General features: G+C 65.6%; 20 protein-coding genes. 16 read left to right on the top strand and 4 right to left on the bottom strand.

Annotated elements, in window-relative coordinates:
- The coding region (locus AAHG09_RS30590; RefSeq protein ID WP_342111914.1) for a site-specific integrase at positions 1-786 on the top strand (786 nt) is incomplete at its 5' end.
- A gap of 713 nt (positions 787-1,499) precedes the next feature.
- Here AAHG09_RS30590 and AAHG09_RS30585 read toward each other — a convergent pair.
- Entirely contained in the window at positions 1,500-2,939 is a 1,440-nt protein-coding gene (locus AAHG09_RS30585) for an aminotransferase-like domain-containing protein (RefSeq protein ID WP_342111912.1), read from the bottom strand.
- Positions 2,940-3,295: 356 nt separating this feature from the next.
- On the opposite strand from AAHG09_RS30585, the gene AAHG09_RS30580 reads away from it, so the two are divergent.
- The 10 genes from AAHG09_RS30580 (at position 3,296) to AAHG09_RS30535 (ending at position 15,021) form a co-directional block, all read left to right on the top strand.
- A complete protein-coding gene (locus tag AAHG09_RS30580; protein WP_058191264.1) occupies positions 3,296-3,778 on the top strand; it encodes an MSMEG_0572/Sll0783 family nitrogen starvation response protein in 483 nt (160 codons plus the stop codon).
- Between the two features lie 82 nt (positions 3,779-3,860).
- Positions 3,861-4,937: a Nit6803 family nitrilase gene (locus AAHG09_RS30575; RefSeq protein ID WP_342111911.1), complete on the top strand. Its 1,077-nt coding sequence runs from the start codon at positions 3,861-3,863 to the stop codon at positions 4,935-4,937.
- Positions 4,891-5,994: an MSMEG_0568 family radical SAM protein gene (locus AAHG09_RS30570; protein WP_342111910.1), complete on the top strand. Its 1,104-nt coding sequence runs from the start codon at positions 4,891-4,893 to the stop codon at positions 5,992-5,994. The genes AAHG09_RS30575 and AAHG09_RS30570 overlap by 47 nt, the downstream gene beginning before the upstream one ends.
- Complete coding sequence (locus tag AAHG09_RS30565) at positions 5,991-6,551, top strand: MSMEG_0567/Sll0786 family nitrogen starvation N-acetyltransferase (RefSeq protein WP_342111909.1); 561 nt, start codon at positions 5,991-5,993, stop codon at positions 6,549-6,551. Before AAHG09_RS30570 ends, AAHG09_RS30565 begins: the two co-directional genes overlap by 4 nt.
- Positions 6,551-7,546, top strand: coding sequence for a sll0787 family AIR synthase-like protein (locus AAHG09_RS30560; protein WP_342111908.1), 996 nt, complete (start codon positions 6,551-6,553; stop codon positions 7,544-7,546). Before AAHG09_RS30565 ends, AAHG09_RS30560 begins: the two co-directional genes overlap by 1 nt.
- Positions 7,543-8,718: an MSMEG_0565 family glycosyltransferase gene (locus AAHG09_RS30555; RefSeq protein ID WP_342111907.1), complete on the top strand. Its 1,176-nt coding sequence runs from the start codon at positions 7,543-7,545 to the stop codon at positions 8,716-8,718. The genes AAHG09_RS30560 and AAHG09_RS30555 overlap by 4 nt, the downstream gene beginning before the upstream one ends.
- Positions 8,711-8,992 carry an MSMEG_0570 family nitrogen starvation response protein gene (locus AAHG09_RS30550; RefSeq protein ID WP_342111906.1) on the top strand — a complete coding sequence of 94 codons (282 nt, stop codon included), beginning with the start codon at positions 8,711-8,713 and terminating at the stop codon, positions 8,990-8,992. The genes AAHG09_RS30555 and AAHG09_RS30550 overlap by 8 nt, the downstream gene beginning before the upstream one ends.
- 39 nt (positions 8,993-9,031) lie before the next feature.
- Positions 9,032-10,300, top strand: a complete 1,269-nt coding sequence (locus AAHG09_RS30545; RefSeq protein WP_342111903.1) for an MSMEG_0569 family flavin-dependent oxidoreductase — start codon at positions 9,032-9,034, stop codon at positions 10,298-10,300.
- A 716-nt stretch (positions 10,301-11,016) separates the two neighbouring features.
- Entirely contained in the window at positions 11,017-11,988 is a 972-nt protein-coding gene (locus AAHG09_RS30540) for a transporter family protein (RefSeq protein WP_342111900.1), read from the top strand.
- Between the two features lie 936 nt (positions 11,989-12,924).
- Positions 12,925-15,021, top strand: coding sequence for an ATP-binding protein (locus tag AAHG09_RS30535; RefSeq protein ID WP_342111897.1), 2,097 nt, complete (start codon positions 12,925-12,927; stop codon positions 15,019-15,021).
- Positions 15,022-15,304: 283 nt separating this feature from the next.
- Here the strand turns inward: AAHG09_RS30535 and AAHG09_RS30530 are convergent, their stop codons facing one another.
- Positions 15,305-16,048, bottom strand: a complete 744-nt coding sequence (locus tag AAHG09_RS30530; RefSeq protein ID WP_342111895.1) for an SDR family oxidoreductase — start codon at positions 16,046-16,048, stop codon at positions 15,305-15,307.
- A 93-nt stretch (positions 16,049-16,141) separates the two neighbouring features.
- Here AAHG09_RS30530 and AAHG09_RS30525 point away from each other — a divergent pair, with 93 nt between their 5' ends.
- Positions 16,142-17,071: an AraC family transcriptional regulator gene (locus tag AAHG09_RS30525; RefSeq protein WP_342111893.1), complete on the top strand. Its 930-nt coding sequence runs from the start codon at positions 16,142-16,144 to the stop codon at positions 17,069-17,071.
- On the opposite strand, the gene AAHG09_RS30520 is transcribed toward AAHG09_RS30525, so the two are convergent.
- Positions 17,068-17,982, bottom strand: coding sequence for an SDR family oxidoreductase (locus AAHG09_RS30520; RefSeq protein ID WP_342111890.1), 915 nt, complete (start codon positions 17,980-17,982; stop codon positions 17,068-17,070). The two genes, AAHG09_RS30525 and AAHG09_RS30520, sit on opposite strands and share 4 nt — an antisense overlap.
- A gap of 99 nt (positions 17,983-18,081) precedes the next feature.
- On the opposite strand from AAHG09_RS30520, the gene AAHG09_RS30515 reads away from it, so the two are divergent.
- Entirely contained in the window at positions 18,082-18,936 is an 855-nt protein-coding gene (locus AAHG09_RS30515) for a helix-turn-helix transcriptional regulator (RefSeq protein ID WP_342111887.1), read from the top strand.
- A 542-nt stretch (positions 18,937-19,478) separates the two neighbouring features.
- On the opposite strand, the gene AAHG09_RS30510 is transcribed toward AAHG09_RS30515, so the two are convergent.
- Positions 19,479-20,378 (bottom strand): LysR family transcriptional regulator, encoded by a 900-nt coding sequence (locus AAHG09_RS30510; RefSeq protein ID WP_342111885.1) that lies wholly within the window; start codon positions 20,376-20,378, stop codon positions 19,479-19,481.
- 113 nt (positions 20,379-20,491) lie between these two features.
- On the opposite strand from AAHG09_RS30510, the gene AAHG09_RS30505 reads away from it, so the two are divergent.
- Genes AAHG09_RS30505 through AAHG09_RS30495 form a run of 3 tightly spaced genes read left to right on the top strand, consistent with a single transcriptional unit; the run spans position 20,492 to position 23,540 of the window.
- Positions 20,492-21,832: a CitMHS family transporter gene (locus AAHG09_RS30505; RefSeq protein WP_342111884.1), complete on the top strand. Its 1,341-nt coding sequence runs from the start codon at positions 20,492-20,494 to the stop codon at positions 21,830-21,832.
- A gap of 15 nt (positions 21,833-21,847) precedes the next feature.
- Positions 21,848-23,185 carry an acyclic terpene utilization AtuA family protein gene (locus AAHG09_RS30500; RefSeq protein WP_342111882.1) on the top strand — a complete coding sequence of 446 codons (1,338 nt, stop codon included), beginning with the start codon at positions 21,848-21,850 and terminating at the stop codon, positions 23,183-23,185.
- Positions 23,186-23,204: 19 nt separating this feature from the next.
- Positions 23,205-23,540, top strand: a complete 336-nt coding sequence (locus AAHG09_RS30495; RefSeq protein ID WP_342111880.1) for an AtuA-related protein — start codon at positions 23,205-23,207, stop codon at positions 23,538-23,540.
- The last annotated feature ends 396 nt before the right edge of the window (positions 23,541-23,936 follow it).

Below are 23,936 nucleotides of genomic sequence, written 5' to 3'. Positions count from 1 at the left end.
AACAGCGGCTCAATCACCGCCCACTCCGCATCCGTCAGGTCATACCGCGCCATCCAGGTCCCTCCTGCTCAGAGGCCTAACGCCGCCGCACCTCAGCCGTGCCAGCTGTTATGGGTTCGCGACCTAGAGCAGGCCACGCTCAAAATCCGGCCGACACGCAGACGGCGCCTCAAGAACGCGGTGTCGCGTCGGACGCTGCCGCTCCATCCAGAGCTGATCCGCCTCGGCTTCCTGGATTACGTGCGGGGCAGATCCGGCACACGAAGCGATCTGATCTTTGCGGAGATCGCGCAGTTTAGCGAGAACACGCCCCTGTCGAATCTGTTCGACAAGCGCTGGACGGACGTTCTGGACGAAGCCGTGCCTTCGGCTCGTGAGGAGCGCAAGACGTTCCATTCCTTCCGGCATTTCGGCAATACGGAGATGATCCGGCGGCTGGTGCTCGATCCGATCCGCGAGTCGATGATGGGCCATGAGGGCGCCACCGTGAACTCGCGGAACTACAAGAAGACGCTCAAGCCTGAAGATCTGGGAACGGCCATTGCCGCCATTCCCGAAGTCACGAGTGGACTTCAGGCGTGTGACTGGACGCTCATTGGGTCATCGCTCTCGCTCAGCGCGGTGGAAATGCAAACATTGACAAGGGTACGGCGATCGCGCCGCCAATCCCTACCATCATCGCCTCCTCACTCCGTGCGCAAGGACAACGCGAAAGAACCTGGACGGCCCTCCCCGCATACGGAAGCTTGTCTGCGGCGAAACTCGAAGCCGATTCACGTGCCTTGATGACTCACGCGGCATGTCAACTTCGGTGACGAACTCGCTAAAGTGGAGGTGCCGTTTTGTCGTCCATCTCGGCCATTCAATATCTCAAAGACTGACATCGGCGTGGTTCGGATCACAGGTCCCAGATGCACCAGTTGCGGACCCTCAGGTTACGGCCGAAAACCGGACCTTCGGCTTAGCGCCCATTCCTGACATTCCGCCGCCAAGGGGTATGTCCCGTAAGCAGACCTTCGCACGGTGCCGTCAGCCTTTCGCGTTGCGTGCTTCGGCAGACCGCCTGCCCCGAAACGACCAGCCGCATGAAAAGGAGGATTGCACGACCACCGGCGTCGTCTTATCCCCCCGCCATCCCACGGGCGAAGATGCGGCTGCCGAGCGCCTATCTAGGCGACCGTGTAAGCCCCTCGACCCAGCCCTTTTAAGGTGTTTAGTCGGGGCAGGGGCGAGCGCTTCTTGTGAACGAAATCAGGCCCTTCTCTCTTGCCTGCTTCAACGCGCGCGGCTGAGCCTTTAGCGCGGCCGTTCTACGCCCGAGCGGCTGATCCCGGACGGCGCGCTCCGAAACAGCATCGTCGAGGAGCGACCAAGCCACTGCACGAGAAAGTGTTTTCGCGTAGGAGCGCTGCGCCTGGGGGGCAGCGCTCCTACGCGATAGTACAGCTTCAAACACCTTAAAAGGGCTGGCCCCTCGACCCTTGCCTGGTTGTGGCGGTTCAGATGTAGGCTGAAGCGAGAACTGGTGAACCTTCGAGGGCGTGGGCAAGCACCTCCAGTCCGTGCGTGATCTGCTGTCGTGTCGAGGGGCCGCCGAGACAGAGACGTACCGCTTCCGGGGGCGGCCCTGCGACGCAGAACGGATCGCTGCCGATCACGCCAAGCCCAGCCGACCGACCTTGGCTGGCGAAGGCCGAGCGCGTCCAGCCCTCCGGCAGCGTGATCCAGAGGTGGAAGGCATGCGGATCAGCGGTGTAGGTTCCGGCGGGAAGCAAGGCGGTCGCGATACGCTGACGCGCCGCTGACTCCGTGCGGACGAACTGCACGATGGCCTCCGCCGTGCCATCCGTGATCCACCGCGTCGCCAAGGCCGTCGAGATCGGCGACGCCATGACCGTGGCAGCGCGCAGTGCGCCGCCCAGTGGCAGGGCAGAACGGGCGCATGGGGCGACCAGGAAGGCGAGCCGAAGACCGGCGCCCAGGCATTTGGCGAGCCCGGCCACATAGTAGGTGATCTCAGGCGCAAGTTCGGCAAAGCTCGGCGGCGGCGTCGGGCATATGCGGGCGTAGGCGTCGTCCTCAATGATGGTGACGGCGTATCGCCGGGCAACCGCGATCACGGCCTCGCGCCGCGTCCTGGACAGGGTCGTGGTGGTGGGGTTCTGCAGTAACGGATTCAGGTAGATGGCCTTCGGAGCCACTCGGGTGCAGGCGGCGGCGAAAGCATCGGGGTCGACCCCGTATCGGTCCATAGGCAGGTCGATCAGACGCAACCGCAAATACGCCGCGAGCGCGCGGATGCCAGGATAGGTGATCCGCTCGGCGCAAATCGTATCGCCCGCTCGGGCAATTTGGCCCAATATGCCGAACAGGGCGCTGTGCGCACCGGGGCAGATCAGCAGGCGTTCCCGGGGGGCGACGACCCCGCGGCCTTTCAGCCAGCGCAGAGCGGCTTCCTTATCCTCCTCGGTCCCGCCGAAGCCCTGGTAGCGCAGCAGGTTGGAGAGGTTGCCGGACAGCTCTGCGAACGAGGCTTGCATGCGAGCCTGCAAGGCCGGAACATCGGGCTCGGGGGCCAGGTTCATGGTGAAATCGACCGGGCCGACCCGGCGCGCTGCCGGGGCTCCGGTCGAATGCGGCGGGCGAGCCGGATCGATCACGAAAGTCCCCTGGCCGACGCGACCCTCGATCAGTCCACGCTTATGGGCCTCGACGTAGCCGCGCGAGACGGTCGTGAAGTTCAGGTCGAGCGCCTCGGCGAGTGCGCGCTGGGTGGGCAGACGCGTCCCCGCTGTCAGACGCCCCGTTCGGATGTCCTCGGCCAGCGCCTCTGCAATGGCGAGGTAGTGAGGCTTGCCCCACCGCTTCAGATCCGGCGTCCAGGGCTCCGCTCCACCCGCCTGCGGCCTCTGTCGTTCGTCGCGTTCTGACGAAGTCATTCGTGACGGCCCAAGTCATGCTGCGATCAATGCTTGATTGTATGGCCTGCAATAGCTGTACCGCGATCGCAGCCTGGCCGCCCGCGAGCGGCTGTACATACAATGCATACAATTTCTGATCTAAAAACATGCACATATTGGCGCAGCCACGTCCAATAGATGCTAAAAAACCGGGCTGACGAACTGTAAAACAAATAGTCCAAGCCCTCTCTTTGATCGTAATATTGTATGGATATGGCCTGCGCGCGTTGCATGGCCTATTGATTGAAGTTCTCTGGCACACCGCTTGCCACGAACGGACGGAGACCGCTCAAAGTTCAGCTTGGCGCGGTCCAATCCGTCGAGGAGCGAGATCAATGCCTGCTGTGAACCGCGAGCCGCACAAGAAGGGTGATTTCCTGGTCGATTACGAGGAGAAGGTCTTCGAAGACGTCAAGGCTGAGCCGGGCCAGAAGGCGCTCGTCACCTTTCATACCGTCGCGTTCGAGGGCTCCATCGGCCTCGTGAATCTGCTCCAGGCCACCCGCCTGCAGCGCAAGGGCTTCGAGACCTCCATCCTGCTCTACGGCCCGGGTATCACGCTGGGGGTCCAGCGCGGCTTCCCGCGGCTCGGCGACGAGGCCTTTCCGGGTCACCTCAACTTCAACAACCAGCTTGAGAAGTTCATGGCCGAGGGTGGCAAGGTCTATGCCTGCCGGTTCTCGACCCAGGCCCTCTACGGCCACGGTGAGGCCGCCTTCATTGAGGGTATCCGCATGATCAACCCCCTCGACGTTCTCGACTGCATCCTCCTGCACAAGCGCGACAACGCGGTGATCATCGACACCTGGACCGTCTGAGCGGCCCTTTGGCCTCCAGTCCGGAACGTCGCATCCGGCGGCCGCGCGCAACGTGGCCGCCGTCACAGCTGGAGTCTTTCCAATGTCAGACAACCGGATTGTGCGGGCGGCCGCCGTGCAGATCGCGCCGGATCTCGACCAGCCGGAGGGCACCCTTGAGCGGGTGCTCAATGCCATCGATGACGCTGCCGCCAAGGGCGCGCGCTTCATGGTCTTCCCGGAGACCTTCGTGCCCTACTACCCCTACTTCTCCTTCGTCCTGCCGCCGGCCATGCAGGGCGCCGAGCACCTGCGCCTCTACGAGCGGGCCGTGACGGTGCCGGGACCCGTGACGCAGGCCGTGTCTGCGGCCGCACGCCGGCATGGGGTGGTCATCGTGCTCGGCATCAACGAGCGTGATCACGGCTCGCTCTACAACACGCAACTGATCTTCGATGCCGATGGCAGCCTCAAGCTCAAGCGCCGCAAGATCACGCCGACCTACCACGAGCGCATGATCTGGGGTCAGGGCGACGGTGCCGGCCTCACCGTGGTCGACACGGCGGTGGGTCGCGTCGGCGCGCTAGCGTGCTGGGAGCACTACAACCCGCTCGCCCGCTATGCCCTAATGGCGCGCCACGAGGAGATCCATGCGGCGCAGTTCCCAGGCTCGCTCGTCGGCCAGATCTTCGCCGACCAGATGGAGGTGACGATCCGCCACCACGCCCTGGAGGCGGCCTGCTTCGTGGTCAATGCCACCGGCTGGCTCACCGACGAACAGGTGGCGCAGGTCTGCCCGGACGAGCGCCTGCGCGGGGCCTGCCGCGGCGGCAACTGCACCGCGATCATCTCGCCCGAAGGCAAGCACCTCGCAGAGCCGCTGGGGCCGGGCGAAGGCATCCTGATTGCCGACATGGACCTCGCGCTGGTGACCAAGCGCAAGCGGATGATGGACTCGGTCGGCCATTACGCCCGGCCCGAACTCCTCAGCCTCCTCCACGACGACCGCCCGGCCCCGTTCGTGCACCAGCCAATTCATCCTCAGACCGATTTCCGGAGCCTCGACCATGAGCAGTTCTCCGCTTCCGACGAGCCTGCCCGCGGTCCCACCGCACGCGGCGGGTCGGGTCGGGATGCCGACGGAACGTCTGATCAACGCGTTGCAGTCCTACGGCGTTAGGCTCGCCGACAGCCGCGCCGGGGCGCCGAGCCGCCGCGGCGGGGCCGGGCCGTCGGACCACAAGGCCATGACCATCGCGGGCCGGACCGTGATGGTGCCGGTCCACACCGAGGCCGCCTTCGATTCGCCCTTTCTGATCCGCCGCCCGGACGCCAACGGTGTCTCGGTGATCGAGCATGACGGCGCGGTGATCGGGCAGGCGACCTTCCCGGGCAAGCCGCGCTTCTATGGGCTCTCGACCTTCGACGGCGTGCCCTACTCCAAGATCGCCGTGCTGCACGGGCGTGATGTGCTGGCCACCACCGTACTCCAGACCTGTATTCGCTATGCGAGCCGCACCAAGACCTGTCAGTTCTGCTCCATCGGCCAATCGCTCGCCGCCGGCCGCACCGTTGCGCGCAAGACGCCCGAACAACTCGCCGAGGTCGCCCGCGCGGCCGTGCTGCTCGACGGCGTCAAGCACATGGTCATGACGACGGGTACCCCGAACACGACCGACCGGGGCGCCGCCATCCTCTGCGAGAGCGCCTTCGCGGTCAAAGCCGCAATTGATCTACCGATCCAGGCGCAGTGCGAGCCGCCGGATGACGACCGCTGGTTCGAGCGGATGAAGGCATCAGGCATCGATGCCCTCGGCATGCACCTGGAGGCGGTCACGCCCGAGGTCCGCGGCCGCATCATGCCCGGCAAGGCGAGCGTGCCGCTGGAGCGGTACTATGCGGCCTTCGAGGCCGCCGTTCCCATCTTCGGGTGGGGCCAAGTCTCGACCTACATCCTGGCCGGCCTCGGCGACGCGCCGGACGCGATCCTGGCGATGGCCGAGCGCCTGATCGGGATGGGCGTCTACCCGTTCGTGGTGCCGTTCGTGCCGATCTCCGGGACCCCGCTGGAGAGCCACCCGGCGCCCGGCCCCGATTTCATGCACGGCATCCTCAAGCCCCTCGCGGACATGCTGGTCGGCGCGGATCTTCGCGCGACGGACATCAAGGCGGGGTGCGGTCGCTGCGGCGCCTGCTCGGCGCTTTCCACCTACGAGCGCGCGGTGGTGGTGGCATGATCCTCGAAGCCTTCGCACCGTATCGGCCGAGTCACTTCCGGGTGAAGTTCGCCACTAGCGTCTGGGAGCGGCGCGCCTGCGCGGCGCTTCGCCGCCAGGTCTTCTGCACGGAGCAGGGCATCTTCGCGGACGACGACCGTGACGCGATCGACGAGCGCGCCAGCCCGATCTGCGCCTTCTCGATCTGCGCCTTCTCGATGCTGGGCGGCGATGCCGACGCCTTGGTCGGCACCGTGCGCATCCACGAAGTCTTGGAGCATCCCGGTGAGTGGTGGGGTTCTCGCCTTGCCGTCTCGAAGCCCTTCCGCGGAACCGCCGCGCTCGGAGCTGGGCTGATCCAGGTCGCGGTCTCTTCGGCCCATGCCCGGGGCTGCACGCGCTTCCTCGCCCACGTGCAGGAGCGGAACGTCTCGTTGTTCCAGGCCCTGCACTGGGCGAGCCTCGCCGAAATCGACCTGCACGGGCGGCCGCATCACCTGATGCAAGCAGACCTCGTCGCCTACCCGCCGATGCACGATCCCGAGCACGGGCTCGTCACGTTCCGCAAGGCCGCGTGATGACGGCGGGCTTCGACATCCACTCCCTGGCTGGCCAGATCCGTGCCGCGCGCGGCGTCGCTCACAAGCGCGACATCGATGCCGTTGTGGCGCGGCTTGGACTGAACAGCCGGGACGGGGCGGTGCCGGTCGGTGACGATTGTGCCGCCCTCCCGGATGGCGACGGCCACCTGCTGTTCGCCATCGAGGGCTTCCTCGACAGCTTCGTCGCGGCCGATCCGTATTTCGCCGGCTATTGCGGCATCATGGTCAACCTCAGCGACATCGCCGCTATGGGTGGGCGCCCGCTCGCGGTCGTCGACGCGCTGTGGAGCCGGGATGCCGCGGCGGCGGATCCGATCCTGGCAGGCCTGTCCGACGCGGCGGCGCTCTACGGCGTTCCGATCGTCGGCGGTCACACCAACACGCGCGCCGAAGCCGGCAACCTCGCGGTCGCCGTGCTTGGGCGGGCAGGCCCGCGCCTGCTCACGAGCTTCGACGCGGCGCCCGGTGATGACCTCGTCGCGGCGATCGACCTGCGCGGACGCTTCCGCGATCCATACCCATATTGGGATGCCTCGACCGGCACGGCGGGCGAGCGTCTACGCGGTGATCTCGCGCTGCTGCCCGGTCTCGCCGAGGACGGTCTCTGCCGGGCGGCCAAGGATATCAGCATGGCGGGTGTCGTCGGCACCGCCCTCATGCTGCTGGAATGCTCGCATATCGGCGGTGTCATCGACCTCGATGCGATCCCGCGACCGGCCGATGTGCCGCTCGCTCGCTGGCTCAGCGCCTTCCCGAGCTTCGGCTACCTCCTGAGCGTGCGCCCTGACTGCACGCAGGACGTCCAGACGCGGTTCGCCGAGCGGGACATCGCGGCCGCTACCGTGGGGAAGCTCGATGCAAGCCGGGTCGTACGGGTGCGCGACGCCTCCGGGGGAGAAGCCGTGGTCTGGGACTTCGCAGTCAGCCCGCTGATCGGCTGTGGCCAGGACGGCATCGGCGTCGGCCCATGACGGTCCTGCGCATCGCCATCCTGACGCATTCCACCAATCCCCGGGGCGGGGTCGCGCATTGCCTCGCCCTTGCCGAGGCCCTGTGCGCGCTCGGGCATGAGGCGGTGGTCCACGCGCCCGATCCGTCCGGGCGCGGCTTCTTTCGCGCTGCCGCCTGCCCCACGGTATCGGTGGCCGCACAGCCGGTCGTCGGCCCGACGGTCGACCTCGTGCGGGCTCGCATCGACGATTACCTGCGCCACTTCGCGTCGCCGGCCACCTGTGACTTCGACGTCTTTCACGCCCATTGCGGCATCGGCGGCAATGCGCTCGCGACGCTCAAGCACCGCCGCCTGATCCCCGGCTTCGTGCGCACGGTCCACCACGTCGACAGCTACTCCGACCCGGTGCTCGCGGGTTGGCAGGACCGGTCGATCCGCGAGGCCACGCACCTGCTCTGCGTCAGCCGCGCCTGGGCTGATCGCCTCCAGGATGGCCGCGACACCGAGATCGGCGTCGTTGGGAACGGCGTCGATCTGTCGATCTATCAAGAGGCACCGACCGAGGCCGACATACTCGTGCGGGAGCGCTGGGGCATCGGTATCGGGCCGATCGTATTGAGCGTGGGCGGATTCGAGGCGCGTAAGAACACGGCCGGGATCATCGAGGCTTTCGCAAGCCTGCGCCGACGTTACCCGCAGGCACAACTCGTGGTCGTTGGCGGCGCATCGCTCCTCGACCACGCATCCTACGGCGCCCGCTGCCGCGCCGCGCTGAGCGCACACGGGCTTGCGGTCGGACGCGGCGAGGCGGTGATCGAGACCGGACCGGTCTCCCAGGAGGACATGCCGGCCTTCTACCGTCGAGCGGATGTTCTCGCCTTTCCATCCTGGAAGGAGGGCTTCGGGCTCTGCGTGCTGGAGGCGATGGCCTGCGGGACCCCGACGGTCGTCTCGCGCCGGCCGCCCTTCACCGAGTACCTCCGGGCCGACGAGGCCCTCTTCGTCGATCCCGGCGATCCCCGCGACCTCGCCGACGCGATGATGGCCGCCCTGGTACCGATGACGCGTGCCGGCCTGCGCGCAGCCGGTGCGACCCGGGCCGCCGCGCACACGTGGCGCGCCTGCGCCGAGCGTCACCGCGCGACCTACGCGGCCTGCGCCCGCGTCCAACGGGAGCCGATCCATGCCTGAGATGCACTTTCACATCCGCTGGCCCGATGGCCGGCTCGAGGCCTGCTACTCGCCCTCCCTCGTCGTGAAGGATTTCCTCGCTGTCGGCGAGAGCTACGCCGTCGACGACTTCGTCGAGAAGACTCGCACGGCCCTCACCATCGCGAGCGAGCGGGTGCGCGAGAAATACGGCTTCGCGTGCACGTCGGCGATGGCCCAACTCGCCCGGATCGAGGCCGCCGCGAAGCGGCAGGATCCCGGTGGCCGCGTCACGGTCGAGACTTTCGAGGCCTGAACCCGGGTCGTCCCCTTGGAACATCGCGGAGTGAGAGCCATGACGTCCACGCCCCGTCACGTTCCCGTCGCCATCGTGGGCGGCGGCCAAGCCGGTCTTTCGGTCAGCTACCACCTCACGCAGCGCGGGATCGACCATCTCGTCTTCGAGAAGCACACAGCCGCCCACACCTGGGCGACGCAGCGCTGGGACACGTTCTGCCTCGTCACGCCGAACTGGCAATGTGACCTGCCGGGGCACCCTTACGATGGGCCGGACCCGGACGGGTTCATGAAGAAGGACGAGATCGTCGCGTACCTGAAGGGCTTCGTGGCCAACGTGAACCCGCCGCTTCGTGAGGGGGTAGCGGTCACACGCGTCGCACGGGCCGAAGACGGTCTCTTCTCGGTTCGCACATCGGACGGAGACTACACGGCGAACGAGGTCGTGGTCGCCTCGGGCGGCTATCACACCCCGATCATCCCGCGCATGGCCGAGAAGCTGCCGGGCTCGATCACGCAGATCCACTCGAATCAGTATCGCAACCCGGCGCAACTGCCGGAGGGCGAGGTTCTGGTGGTCGGCTCGGGTCAATCCGGCGCCCAGATCGCCGAGGATCTGCATCTCGCGGGCCGCGCGGTCCATCTCGCGGTGGGCGATGCGCCGCGCTGCGCCCGGTTCTACCGCGGTCGAGACGTCGTCACTTGGCTCGCCGATATGGGCTACTACGAAATGACCATCGACAACCATCCGCTGCGCGATGGCGTCCGTGACAACACCAACCACTACGTGACCGGCCGCGACGGCGGGCGGGACATCGACCTCCGCCGCTTCGCCACTGAAGGTATGAATCTCTACGGCGTGCTGGAGGATTACGACGACGGCAGCCTCCGCTTCCGCGACAACCTCAAGCGCTCGCTCGATGGCGCCGACCGGACGTACAACAGCATCAACGCTGCGATCGACAAATACATCACCGAGAACAACGTCAATGCTCCGGTGCAGGCGCATTACACGCCCGTTTGGGAGCCGGGTGCGCCCGTCACCAGCCTCACTCTTGCGGGAACCGGCATCACTGCGATCGTCTGGTGCATTGGTTTCACACCGGACTTCCGGTGGCTCGATGTGTCGGTGTTCAACGGCGCGGGGGCTCCCAAGCACAAGCGCGGCGTGACGCAGGAGGACGGCGTCTCCTTCATCGGGCTGCCCTGGCTGAATACCTGGGGCTCGGGCCGCTTCGGCGCTGTCGGTCGCGATGCCGAGTTCCTCGCGCAGACCATCCAGAAACGCCTGGACGCTGAGCGGTTCGCCCTGAAGTTCGCCGTGTAGGCCGGGCGACGTCGAGGCAACGCGCCATGCGTCCACCTGTACGGCACCGATGATCGCCGCGATCCCTGTTTGAGACAGGCGGCGTCAGCGCCGCGTCGCCCATGCGGATGAGACCTGGCCCGAAAGCCGCTACCCCGCTCCAGCAAGGTCGCAGACGGCCTGTGCGACTTGCAGCAGTGATGCGCTCTCTTGCGCCGAACCAGAAACCACCTCGGCGGGGAGTGGTCTCAAACATCAGATTTGATGGGGTTGGCTCACCCCCGTCGCATGCGGCCCGCAATACATAAGACTTGCGGACGCTCTCCGTAGGCGATTCTCCGCAGAACGTGTTCGGAATGAGCGGGGACGGCGCCCGAGGGAACTGATTGCTCGGGTGCCCGGCCGAGTGACATCTGAATGCCAAGTTTTCGCCCTTGCCCGCATCGCCCAGATGTCGAAGCCGCACACGCCTGCGCCGGTCTCTTTCGGCGTTGCGCCCGCGGAGCGTGCCTTGGCCGCAACACGAACGCCTGCCAGGGTATTCGGATCGATTTTTAAAGTAGACTCAAACATAAACCGTGGCACACTCATAGTCGATATGGAAATGCGTACAAATTGATCGCGTTTCCATACAAGCAAGATCATCCGGTCCAATAACACACGTCATTGATATCTACGTCGGGGCTTTTCGGCGAACGGGAACGCGCGGCCTGCGTCCGGCATAAAGGGGATTGAGAATGCTGAACAAGATCACGGCAACGCTTGCCGGCGCTGCGGTCGTTGCGCTGAGCGCGACGGCAGCCTTCGCCCAAGCGACGACCATTCCAGGCGAGCAGGTCGGCCTCGCTGCAGGCGCACCGTTACCCGAGGGCCTCTACGCGGTGGACACCTTCGTCTATCGTCGGACCGATCAGCCATTCTCGCCCGACACCGCGATCAACGTTCCGTTCCTGCTGTGGTCGACGCCGCTGACCCCGCTCGGCGGTCGTATCGAGGCTCTCATCGCGCAGCCTACGGTGTTTGCCTTCACTCGCAACGGAGCCGGCCAGCGAAACAAAGACATCTCGATCAATGTCGGCACCCTGCTCGCCGGCATCTGGGCGTTCGACCTCGGCAACAATTTTGGCGTCAGCTTCCTGGGCGGCGTCCACCTGAACGACCTTGATGCCGGCCGCGGTTCTCTTGGGACGGGCTTGGCCGGTACGCCCGTGCTGCCGCAATTCTCGTCGAACACATACAGGTTCGGCGTGGCAGGCAGCTACACCGGCGACGGCTGGAACATTACGGCCAACCTCACCGGCAACGTCTACGACACGCCCGGCCGCTTCGGTGGTCCCGTCGGCGCCGCGATCGGTCCGATCCGTCTCTCGGATGCGATCTTACTCGATCTGACCGCGACCAAGAAATTCGGCAACTTCGAGATCGGCCCGATTGCCTACGGCGCCTACAACTTCGACATCAGCCAGTTCAGCGCGGCGAACGGCAATCGCGGTCGCTTCGCGGTCGGCGGCCTCGTCGGCTACGACTTCAAGGCCTTCACCGTTCAGGCCTACGTGGCGCGCGACGTCGTCACGGGGGCCCAGTACACGAACGCCCTCGGCCGGACGCGCGACAATTACTCGACCGACGGCTTCATCCGGTTCATCGTCCCGCTCTACACCCCGCCGGCGCCGGCGCCGGTGGTAGCGCCGCTGGTCCGCAAGGGCTGAAGCTTGGCAAACATCCACCGCGGTCCGCATGCGGCCGCGGTGCGCACCGAATCGAATTGGAAATCCTTCCCAGGGTCCACGCTTCGAGAGGGGCCGAGCGGCCCGGTCTCAACAGCTTAGCTCGCTCGGCCCCGCATGTTCAGGCTGGTTATGCAAGGTTGCCCAACCGAACGCGAGCTGAACGGCTCTATTAGAATCATCTTGTTTCCAATCCCTGGGCTTTCATGCGAGAGGCTAGGGCGGTCGGGCGCAAACTAAGAAGGGCGGCTACGCCCATTTGGCCCGAAGACTCGACCACCTGTGAGTACAAGCGCCGCTGCGATCTCGGCGCGGTGGCGAGCACGTCCCTCGGGGGCGGCCTCTTGTCGTTCAGCGCCTGGAGTAGGCCCCACTCTCAAGGGTCGTGAGCGCACCCCGATCCGAAGTTGCCGGCCGGTGATTGACTGTCCGTTCCTGGCCGCGTCGAAGGCGGCTCAGACGGCTAGCTTGTGTCGGTAGGAGGCCGTCCGCTTTTTCGGCAAATCTGCTCCGAAGCAGCCATTCCGCTTTCGGCCAGCTTTGGGCGCCACACACCATTCGCCTGAACGTCTCGGATGGGTGGTTTTGCGACGGTCCGCTTCTGGACGGCGGCTCCATCGAAGCAGACATGCGCAGGTGCAGCGCCAGCTACTCGTGGGCGGCATCACCGCTGCCGCCCGATCCAAGGGGGCCTGCCCCGGTGAACTGATCGCCGCGTCCGCGTCGCGCTGTCCGATCGGCTGGGATGGGACTCGGCTGTGGCGCAGTAGACGAAGGTGTGAGAAACTAGGGTAACCTTTTGGACTTAATAGGGAGGGATCACAACGCCTTGAGTGTTTCAGGCGCTTAGACAGCCGAGTGGTCTGATTGATCTCCCGCATTCAAAGGCTCGGTAGAGTTGGGGTTGGGGCAGGTGCGTTGCTGGCCGCACTTCTCCTTACCCTCGTGAGTGCGGCAACGCTCGCGCTGAACGTCGCCAATCTCTCTAACAGCCGGATGGAAGTTGCGCGTCTGACGGGCGTTCTGCGCGCCACCTCCGACACGCTGGAAAGCGTGCGGGCCGCCGAGACTGGTCAGCGCGGTTATCTCTTGACCGGGCAAGAGCGCTACCTCGCCACCTACAAAGATGGACTTCCACGGGCTCGGAGCAATCTACAGTCACTTGAGAAATTGTTGAGCAACTCGGTAGATCGCACACGCGTCGAAAAGCTACATCAGCTCATAAACTCCAAGCTTGCAGAGCTTTCCCAGACTGTGGCAATGGCCGAAAGCAATATATCTCATGCCATTCGTGTCATGCGCAATAATTCTGGGCAAATTATTATGGAGGAGATCGAGGCTGAGGCCCGGGTGATCACCGAGCGCAGCACTGTGTCATTAAATCGTTTGTGGGCTGCCGATGGCGTGCAGATCAAGGCGGCTACTATCATCGCGGCCCTGACGGGGGCTCTGGCGATCGGCTGCACGCTGCTTGGCGTATTTCTGTTGGCCCGTTTGCGCGAGCAGATTGCCCGCGAGCGGGCGGAAAGAGCCAGCGCTGCTAAAACCGAGTTCCTGGCCTCCATGAGTCACGAGATCCGGACGCCTCTCAACGGGGTGATTGGCTATGCCGATCTGCTCTGCGAGGAACCTAATCTCGGTCCCCGCGCGCGACAGCATGCCGAGCGTATCCGCACAGCGGGCGCAGCACTCCTGACCGTTGTCAACGACGTCCTCGACTTCTCGAAGTTAGAAGCCGGTCAAGTCGAGATCACTTCGCAGCCGTTCGCGCTTATGGCCATGGTCGATAACACCATCTCGATCGTTCGAGGCTCGGCCGAGGCGAAGGGTCTGACGCTCGCCGTCGGCTTGGATCCTGCGTTGCCCGCGTGGTTGCTGGGCGACGAGGACCGATTGCGGCAGGTGCTGCTGAACCTACTTAACAACGCCGTGAAGTTCACCCCGCGGGGACGGATCGACCTGAGCGTGACACTGGTCGGCTCAAAGGAGGAAACGATCCACCTCCGCTGTTCAGTTCAAGACACTGGCATCGGCATACCAGAGGATAAGCGAGACCGCCTGTTTCAGCGCTTCAGCCAGGTCGATGGCTCGATCGCGCGCGACTTTGGCGGTAGCGGGCTGGGCTTGGCGATCTCGAAAGCGCTCGTCGAGCGCATGGGTGGAGCGATCTGTGTCGAGAGCGTGATTGGCCAGGGCTCGAACTTCTGGTTCGACCTCGAGCTGCCGGTGGCAAGCGAGGCGGTCGTTGTCGCAAAGCCCACGCCCAACTCAGTTGCTCGCCAGGGCCGGCGTCTACTGTTGGCGGAGGATGTCCCGCTGAACCAGGATCTCGCCCGCGCGATCTTGGAACGCGCCGGGCATAGTATAGACGTGGTTGGGGACGGTGCTGCGGCGGTGGCTGCGGTGCAGGTCAAGACCTACGACCTCGTGCTGATGGACATTCAGATGCCGGGAATGGACGGCATCAGCGCCACGCGGTGCATTCGTGCTTTGGGAGGCGCTGCCGCCGGCATGCCAATCATCGCTATGACGGCCAACGTACTACCGGAACAGGTGGCAGAGTTCCGCGCCGTAGGCATGGACGATCACGTCGGCAAACCGTTCCGGCAGGATGCGCTTCTGTCGGCGATCGATCGCTGGGCCTCAGGGGGAAGGGTGACGGCAGTGGCACCCAGACTCGACAGATCGGTCTTCGACGAGATGCGCGACATGGTTGGCCACGAACGTATGGTCGGTCTGCTTACAATGCTGTCGGAGGAACTCACGCAGCGGTTCGGATCGTCCTCGCACACTCACGAACGCGAGCGGATCGCCGAGGATGCACACGCGATGGTCTCGGCGACGAGCATGGTCGGCTTCGCCTCGCTATCTACGCTTTGCCGAGACGTCGAGGCCGTATGCCGTTCGGACGAGGACCACTCAGCTCTGGTGGAAACCTTGCGGGTCCGCTCGTCCGAGACAGTCGCCGAGATTATGGCCATTCGCTCTGAATTGTCACCGAAGCTTGTGAGCTGAGCGTCGGAGATATGAACGAGCTGTGGGATGCGTCGAATATAGGGCCTCGCTTTTGTCCAACAATTTTGCGCCCGCGAGCGGCGGTATCTGCATTTCATGAGATGCCATAGAACTTTCGTCGACATGGTCTGCTTTCCCGCCCATATTCCCCGGGAGCGGACCAGCCGTTTCAGGCTAGTTCCAGTCCCGCGGGCATGTGCCTCTGGGCAACCGCAAAGGGTTGATTTCTGCCAGTCCGCTTCCGCTCAAACATGTAGCGGAAGCGGATATTCGAGGGCTCGTGTCAGGCCACTGCCCAGGCGACCGCATCGGCGCCGGCCGGCAGGCGCATCGGGCAAGCTGGGTCGGTCACCGCGCGCCAAACCGCCTCGGCTACGTCCGAGACCCGGGTCAGCTCTTCTGTCGCCTGCTGGAAGTTCGCAAAGACCTCACCCGCCAAGGCGCCGTAGGCCTCGGGCACATCCATCCCCATCCGGGTGCGGGCGTTGGACCCGAACGCGGTCTCCGGCGAGCGGCCGGGTATGACGAGCCGGGCGCGTACGCCGAATGGCAGGAGTTCGTGGGCGAGGGACTCGGTGAAGGCGTTCACCGCCGCCTTGCTCGCGGTATAGACCGCCAGTAGCGGCAGCGGCCGCAGGGTGACGCTCGACGTGATGTTGACGATCACCCCCGCACCCCGTTTCCGGAACTGCGGCAGCACGGCCTGAGTCATGGCGATGGTGCCGAGGGTGTTCGTCTCGAACACCTCCCGGGCGGACTCCATCGATAGGCCTTCCAGGGCGTTCAGCAACCCGACGCCCGCGTTGTTCACCAGGGCATCGAGTGGCCCGGCCTCCGCGACCGCCTGGGCGACGCTGCCGGCGTCAGTCACGTCGAGCGGCAGGACGGTGAGGTGATCGGATTCCGGAAGCAGGGCCGCCTGGGGCATGCGCATCGTGGCGACGACCCGCCAACCGCGGTCGAGGAACAGGCGCGCCGTCTCCAGCCCAAAGCCGGAAGAGCAGCCTGTGATGAGGATCGTGTTCATGGGACCTCCCGTGTGACGCACCACGGGGTGATAGGAGCGGTCCGCCGGACGTGATACGGGCGCAAATCCGCTTTTCATTAGCGAGCGTCCGAAATGGTCGATCCGCTCACTCAGGTCGTCGGGCTGCTTCAGCCCAGCGCCTCGTTCTCCAAGCTGGTCCTGGCTGGCGGCGCCTGGACCGTGCGGCGCGACGACCACGGCCAGCCGTTCTATGCCGTGGTCCTGGAGGGAGAGTGCCGCCTCACGATCGATGGTGAGGCAGACATCGTCCTCGCAGCCGGCGACTTCGTGCTGATCCCAGCTGCAAGCGCCTTCGCCGCCTCCAGCCTCGTCGCGCCGTCAGCGGGGCGGGCGCCACCGCCCGTCGAGGTTGGCCCCGGCGTGTTCCGGCTCGGCCCTCCCGAGGTGCCGCCCGACCTGCGCATGCTGGTGGGGCACTGCACCTTCGCCTCCGACGATGTGGACCTACTTCTTTCGCTCCTGCCCAAATTCGTCCATGTGCGCGGCGTCGGGCGACTGGCGATGCTGCTCGGTCTCGTGAACGAAGAGACACGGGCGGACAGGCCCGGCCGCGAAGTCGTTCTTGCGCGGCTTCTGGAGGTACTCCTGATTGAGGCGCTCCGGTCTACTGCGGGTCCGACGGCTCCCTCGGGCCTCCTGCGCGGGCTTGCAGACGAGCGCGTAGCTGCCGCGTTGCGCCGGATGCACGAGCGGCCGACCGCTCCCTGGACGGTCGCGGCCCTGGCCCGAGAGGCGGGACTGTCGCGCTCGATATTCTTCGAACGGTTCCGGCGCGAGGTCGGCGTCGCGCCGATGGCGTATCTCCTGGCGTGGCGCATCGCGCTGGCGAAGGATTTGCTGGGTCGCGAAGGTGCCCGCGTGGCGGAGGTGGCTGAGCGCGTGGGCTACGGGTCTGCCAGCACCTTCAGCACCGCCTTCGCTCGTCATGTCGGCAGACCGCCGATCCACTACGCCCGCGAGCAGCGCGCCCACCTCCGAAGCCCTGCGCCCCTGAACGTCTAAGAAATGTGGTTTTCCGCACCGCGGGCGTAATCCATGGCGTCGAGATCCGCGATGAGGCTCCGGCTGTCAGGCTGCCAGCCGAGCCGGGACCGGGTCAACGCGCTCGACGCCGCCATGTCGGCTCCCGCAAACCCCGCCAACCATCCGAAATGCGCGGCAGCCGCGTCGGGCGCGACGGAGGTCGCGGGGACGCCGAGGCCCCGGCCGACGGCTTCCGCGATGGCCCGTAGCGGGACGCCCTCCTCGGAGACGGCATGGTACCGAGCCCCCGCCTCGGCACGCTCCAGCGCCAGCACGTAGAGGCGGGCGACGTCACGCCTCGGTCCCGCCGCCCAGCGGTTTGACCCGTCGCCGACATAGGCGGAGACGCCCTTGGCCCGGGCATGGGCGACGAGATAGGTCACGAGGCCCTGCTTGACGGTGTCGTGCACCTGCGGGAGCCGCATCACCGACACTTTGACGCCCGCCTCCAGGAGCGCCTCACCCGCCCGTTCGGAGGCGACACGGGGGTTCGGGTGATCCCGGTCGAAGACGTCCTCGGTGGCCGGTTGGCCGGGTGCCGGGCAGCCCATCGCCACGCCGGACGTGATCAGCAGGGGCCGATCCGAGCCCTTCAGCTCGGAGCCCAGGGCCTCGATGGCCCGCCGGTCCTTCTCGCAATTAGCCACGAAGTCCGAGAAGTCGTCATGATCGAACGCGGCATGGATCACCCCGTCGGCTCGGGCGGCCCCATCGTGCAGGCTGCCCAGGTCGGTGAGGTCACCCCGGTGCGGCTCGACCCCCGCCGTACGGAGCGCCGCCGCGCCAGCCTCTGACCGGGTCAGCCCGATCACTTGGTGCCCAGCGGTAATGAGCTCCGGGATGAGCGCCGAGCCGATGAAGCCGGTGGCGCCCGTGAGGAATACACGCATGGATGACTGTCCGCGTTGTGTGGAAGCCCCACTTTTCCGCAGCTGGCGTCACCGTAAAATACGTGACCTTATCAGGGTATAACCTCTCACAGGATCGCCATGCCGGCCGGATCGGAGAACCCCCTCGGCGCCTATCTACGGGACCGGCGGGCGAAGCTCGACCCGTCCTCGTTCGGGTTCGCGGGCCGGAGGCGGACGCCGGGCCTACGTCGGGAGGAGGTCGCCCAGCGCTCGAACATCAGCGCGACGTGGTACACGTGGTTGGAACAGGGCCGCGGCGGTGCGCCCTCCGCGGACGTGCTGAACCGCATCGCCGCCGGGCTGATGCTGACCGATGCCGAGCGCGAGCACCTGTTCATGCTCGGCCTCGGGCGCCCGCCAGAGGTCCGCTACGCGGTCACCAAAGGGGTCACGCCCCGGCTACAGCGACTGCTCGACACGCTGGAGACCAGCCCTGCGCTGATCAAGACCGCGACTTGGGACGTCGTCGCGTGGAACCGTGCGTCGGCCGTCGTGCTGACCGACTGGGACACGGTCCCGCCGGGCGAGCGCAACATCCTCCGCCGCATGTTCGGCTCCAGTCAGGTTCGCGCGATCCAGCACGACTGGGACAGCGTGGCCCGCTACGTGGTCGCGGCGTTCCGCGCGGATGCGGCCCGCGCCGGTGCGGCGTCCGAGGTCGGCGCGCTGGTCGAGGAACTGTGCCGGACGAGCAAGGACTTCGCGGCTCTGTGGCGCGAGAACGAGGTGCTCCATCACGGCGAGGGGACCAAGCGACTGAAGCACCCGATCCTCGGCGCCATCGAGCTTGAGTATTCCTCGTTCGCCGTCGACGGTCGCCCCGACCTCGGCCTGATCGTCTACAACCCCACCACGCCGTCCGTTAGGGAGCAGATCCGAAGGCTGGTCGATGCCCGGCCCGGCGACGGCACCCGCGCAGTCCCGTCTCTGTAACCACGTAACCACGAAGTCGGCATCGACGATTGTACGTCGCAGCAGCGCCGACCGCGCTGGCGGAGATCGTCTTGTCGTCCATCGTAGGCAGGCTCCGCCTTCCCGGATGGCGGCCTGATCATGCGTAACGAATGTCGTGCCTGCTTTGGAGCATCCACCAAGAAATCCTGGATGGCCATGTTGGGTCGATAGGAGGCTGTCCGCTTTTCCAACAGACCTCCATCGAAGCGGTCATTCCGCTTTCGGCCATCTGCCGCCACGCATCGCATGCCCGAGCGTTTCTGATGGGCGGATATCTGCTGTTCCGCTTCCGGGCATAAACCCGCGAACAGCGAACGTCTGGTGATTGACCCCCGCTGTAATCGGAATACTTTAACGGAGATCAGGCAGCGAATAACTGGATGTTAACCTAGCGTCCCCCAGAATTCGCTCAAATCCGAAGAGTAATGTCACATCTCAGCAGTCGAACCAAAAATGATAAACTCCTCCGGGTCAGCAATATTAATTGATTACGAGGTCAATCTTCCAATGTCCGCCTTCTTTCATCTCCCTTGATCTGAAAATCGGCTCAACAATAACCTACAAAAATCTTCGACTGCGACCGGCAACGTCCGGCCCGCCTTCTTGATCAGGCAAACCGGTCGCTTGAACTGCGGGTCGTCGATGGGCCGTGAGCGCAGCATCCGCTCGGCCCGCAACTCTCGCGCCGAGCCCGGCAGGATCGTCAGGCCGAGGCCGGCGCGCACCATGCCCACCGCGGTCATCATGTATGTCGCCTCGCAGGCCACAATCGGCAGCCGGCCCGCAGCGATGAAGGCGAGGTCGACCACAGCCCTCACGCTCGTAGCGGGATCCATCAGGACCAGTGGGAAGTTTGAAAGCGCCTCGACCGTGACCTTCGGCATCGCGCCGACCGGGTGGCTGCGGGGATAGACGACGTGCAGTGCATCGCTTGTCCGATGCAGCACGGTGAGGTCCGGATCGCGGACATCACCGCCGACGATGCCGAGATCGACCTCCTCGCTCCGCACGAGGTCGAGCACCCGCTGAGCGATCACGTCCTTGATGAGAAAGGCCACGCGCGGGTGCTCCGCACGGAAGCGCGCGATGGCCTCGGCCAGCGAACTCGCCGCGAAGGACGGCAGGGTCGCAATACGGACGAGGCCGTAACGTTGGGCCGCCAAGTCGCGCGTATCCATCACCAAGGCATCGAGATCGCGCAGCACTCGCTGGAACACAGGCAGCAATTCGCGGCCGAGTCGCGTCGGGGCGACCGTGCGGCTGGTGCGGTCAAGAAGCCGAGCGTCGAGGGTCTCTTCCAGGCGCTGGATCTGCACCGTGAGGGCGGGCTGGGACAGATTCAGCAGGGCTGCCGCGCGGGTGAAACTACCCGCTTGGACGACGGACACGAAGGCGCGAACATGCCGCAGATTAAGATCCATAATCTGACGCTATCGCTGCGATCCAATCTTTTCAATTGTGTAATGCACTATTTCGCTATTCCCTCCGGCTGAAGGCGCGAAGCAAGAGCGCCGCATGTTGATGGGAGGATGCGATGCTGGCCCTGCTTGGCCTGTGCACCATCGTGCTGCTGCTCGCCGCGATACTGACGAAGCGGATGTCGCCGCTCGTCGCCCTCATCGTCATCCCGGTCACGGCAGCACTGATCGGCGGCTTCGGCTTCGATACTGGCAAGTTCGTGCTGAGCGGCCTGCAGAACCTAGCCGGCGTCGTCGGCATGTTCGTGTTCGCGATCTTGTTCTTCGGAATCGTCAGCGACGCCGGCATGCTCGACCCGATCATCGACCGCATCTTGGCCACCGTGGGCACCCGCCCGAGCCGCATCGTGCCCGGCACCACGCTGCTCGCCCTGCTGATTCACCTCGACGGCTCGGGGGCGGTGACGTTCCTGATCACCATTCCCGCGATGCTCCCGCTCTATGACCGGGTCGGCATCGACCGGCGGATCCTGGCCTGCGCCGCCTCCATGGCGGCGGGGGTGAACTTCCTGCCGTGGACCGGGCCGATGATCCGCGCCTCGGCGGCCCTGAAGCTGCCGATCCCCGAGATCTTCTCCCCCCTCGTGCCGGTGCAGGCCGTCGGCCTCGTCTTCATCTTCGCCGTCTCGTACTGGCTCGGCCTGCGGGAAGAACGCCGCCTCGCTTTGGCCCCGCGGCCGTCGGGCCTCGCCCCGGCGGGGGCGGCGACAGGCCCCGACGTTCCGGCTCCCGCGGCGCGGGCCCTCAGTGAGAGCGAGCGGGCCCTACGCCGTCCCAGCCGGTTCTGGGCCAATATCACCCTCACGGTCGCCGTGCTTGGCACGATGGTGTTCATGGCCGAGAAGATCCCCCCGGCGCTGATGTTCATGCTGGGCACGGCAGTCGCGCTCCTCATCAACTACCCGAACGTCGATGCGCAGCGGCAGCGTATCGACGCCCACGCCAAGGCGGCGATCCTGATGGCTTCGATCCTCCTCGCGGCGGGGGTGTTCACCGGGATCATGCAGGGCACCGGGATGCTCAAGGCGATGGCGCAGGCCGGCGTTGCCTTCGTGCCGGCGGAGATGGGCCGCCACATCCCCTTCGCCCTCGGCCTCGTCTCGATGCCCCTGTCGATGCTGTTCGACCCGGACTCGTTCTACTTCGGCGTCCTGCCGGTGGTGGCCGAAGTCTCCCACCATCTCGGCGTACCGCCGGTGCAGGTCGCCCAAGGTGCGCTCCTCGGCCAGATGACAACCGGCTTCCCCGTCAGCCCGCTCACGCCCGCGACCTTCCTGGTTTGCGGCCTGACCGGCATCGATCTGGCCGACCATCAGAAGTTCACCTTCCTGTTCCTGCTTGCTGCCTCGGTGGTGATGACCTTCGCCTGCGTCCTGCTCGGTGTGTTCCCCCTCTGACAACGGAGACCGACCATGAGAACCATCAAACTCGGCTCCGGCGCCGGCTATGCCGGGGACCGCATCGAGCCGGCGCTCGAACTCGCCGAGAAGGGCGACATCGATTACCTCGTCTTCGAGTGCTTGGCCGAGCGCACCATCGCGCTGGCCCAGCAGGCAAAGATGCGGGATCCGGACGGTGGCTACGATCCGCTGCTGGACGCCCGGATGCGAGCGGTTCTGGTACCCTGCCGGGAGCGCCGGATCCGCATCGTCACCAACATGGGCGCGGCCAACCCGATCGCCGCAGCGGAGAAGACCCGGGCCATCGCCAAAGAGCTCGGTCTTACTGGTCTGAAGATCGCCGCGGTCACGGGGGACGACCTCCTCGACGCGGTGCGCGCCGGCGACTTCATGCTGGAGGAAAGCGGCGAGCCGGTTGCCAACCTCGGGAACCGGATCATCTCAGCCAATGCCTACCTCGGCGTAGTCCCGATCATCGACGCGCTGGCACAGGGCGCCGACGTGGTGATCACCGGTCGCGTCGGCGATCCAGCTCTGTTCCTCGCACCGCTAGTCCACGAGTTCGGTTGGGCGATGGACGACTGGGAACGCCTCGGGCGCGGCACTCTGGTCGGCCACCTGCTCGAATGCGCCGGGCAGATTACAGGCGGCTACTTCGCCGATCCGGGCCACAAGGACGTCGCGAGCCTTGCCCGCCTCGGCTTCCCGATCGGCGTCGTCGCCGAGGACGGGACGGTCGATATCACCAAGGTCGACGGCTCGGGCGGGCAGATCAGCCTCGCCACTTGCAAGGAGCAGATGCTCTACGAGGTGCATGACCCAGCCCGCTACCTTCAGCCCGATGTAGTTGGCGACTTTTCCGGGGTCGAGATGGAGCAGGTGGGGCCCGATCGGGTGCGGGCGACCGGTGCAACCGGCGCACCTGCCACGGGCCTGCTCAAAGTCTCGGTCGGCTACGTGGATTCCTACATCGGCGAGGGACAGATTTCCTACGCCGGACCCGGTGCGCTCGCCCGCGGCCAGCTCGCCCGCGAGGTGGTGCGGGAGCGGCTCGCGCTCACACGCGTCCAGATGAGCGAGCTGCGCTGCGACCTGATCGGCGTCGATGCCCTCCATGGGGAGGCGCTCTCGGGCGGGCGTGAGCCCTACGAAGTCCGCCTGCGCGTCACCGGGCGGACCGCGACCCTGGCCGAGGCCGTGCGGATCGGCAATGAGGTCGAGACGCTCTACACCAACGGCCCAGCCGGCGGCGGCGGTGCCTGGAAAGCGGCCCGCGAGGTCGTAGCGGTGCAATCGATCCTCGTGCCGGCCGCGCTCGCCCGCCCGACCATCCAGTTCGTCGAAGCCTAAGAAGCCGGGAGGTCAAACAATGAAACTGCGTGCGCTCGCCCACTCCCGGACCGGGGATAAAGGCAACACCTCGAACATCTCGGTCATCGCCTACAACCCGGCGGATTACGACTACCTCGAAGAGCACCTCACGTCCGAGCGGGTGAAGGAGCATTTCCGCGAGATCGTGACGGGCGAGGTCATCCGCTACGCGCTCCCGAGGATCGGGGCGTTGAACTTCGTGTTGAAGGGCGCGCTCGGAGGCGGCGTGACCCGCTCGTTAGCGCTGGACGCACATGGCAAGGGACTGTCTTCCGCGCTACTCGACCTCGACGTGCCGGATCGCCTCGGCCATGGAGCCGAAGCCGGTCAGTAATGCGCCGTCAGCCGATTGATTTTGAAGGGGCCCCAACCACGCATCTCGACTTGGGGGCAAGGCGCACAGACGCTGCTCGGAACGCCGCCGGGCCACGCCAACCACCTGCATCCAACGACAGAGAGCCGTCCACTTTCAAGAAGCACTCGACCGCGATTGTACGGCTGCGATGATTCGAGAGTGGAACGGCGGCTCTGCTTGGCTAAAGACGACGTTCTGCGCGATGTTCTACAGCCGGCCCCTGCTTCTTATGGAAGTGGTTACCTGCTGCTAGAGGCTGTTATGGACCTGGGTCGGGCTGATGCTCAGATGGGCGGGCATGAGCATTGCCCGCAAGCCGTATTCGTCCGACGTTTCCGATGAGGAATGGGCGCTGGTTGCGCCCTACCTGACGCT

The sequence above is a fragment of the Methylobacterium guangdongense genome, from assembly GCF_038442355.1.
GTDB classification, from domain to species: domain Bacteria; phylum Pseudomonadota; class Alphaproteobacteria; order Rhizobiales; family Beijerinckiaceae; genus Methylobacterium; species Methylobacterium guangdongense.
The sequence above is the reverse complement of the archived record's forward strand: the minus strand, read 5'-3'. Positions and strand labels throughout refer to the sequence as shown.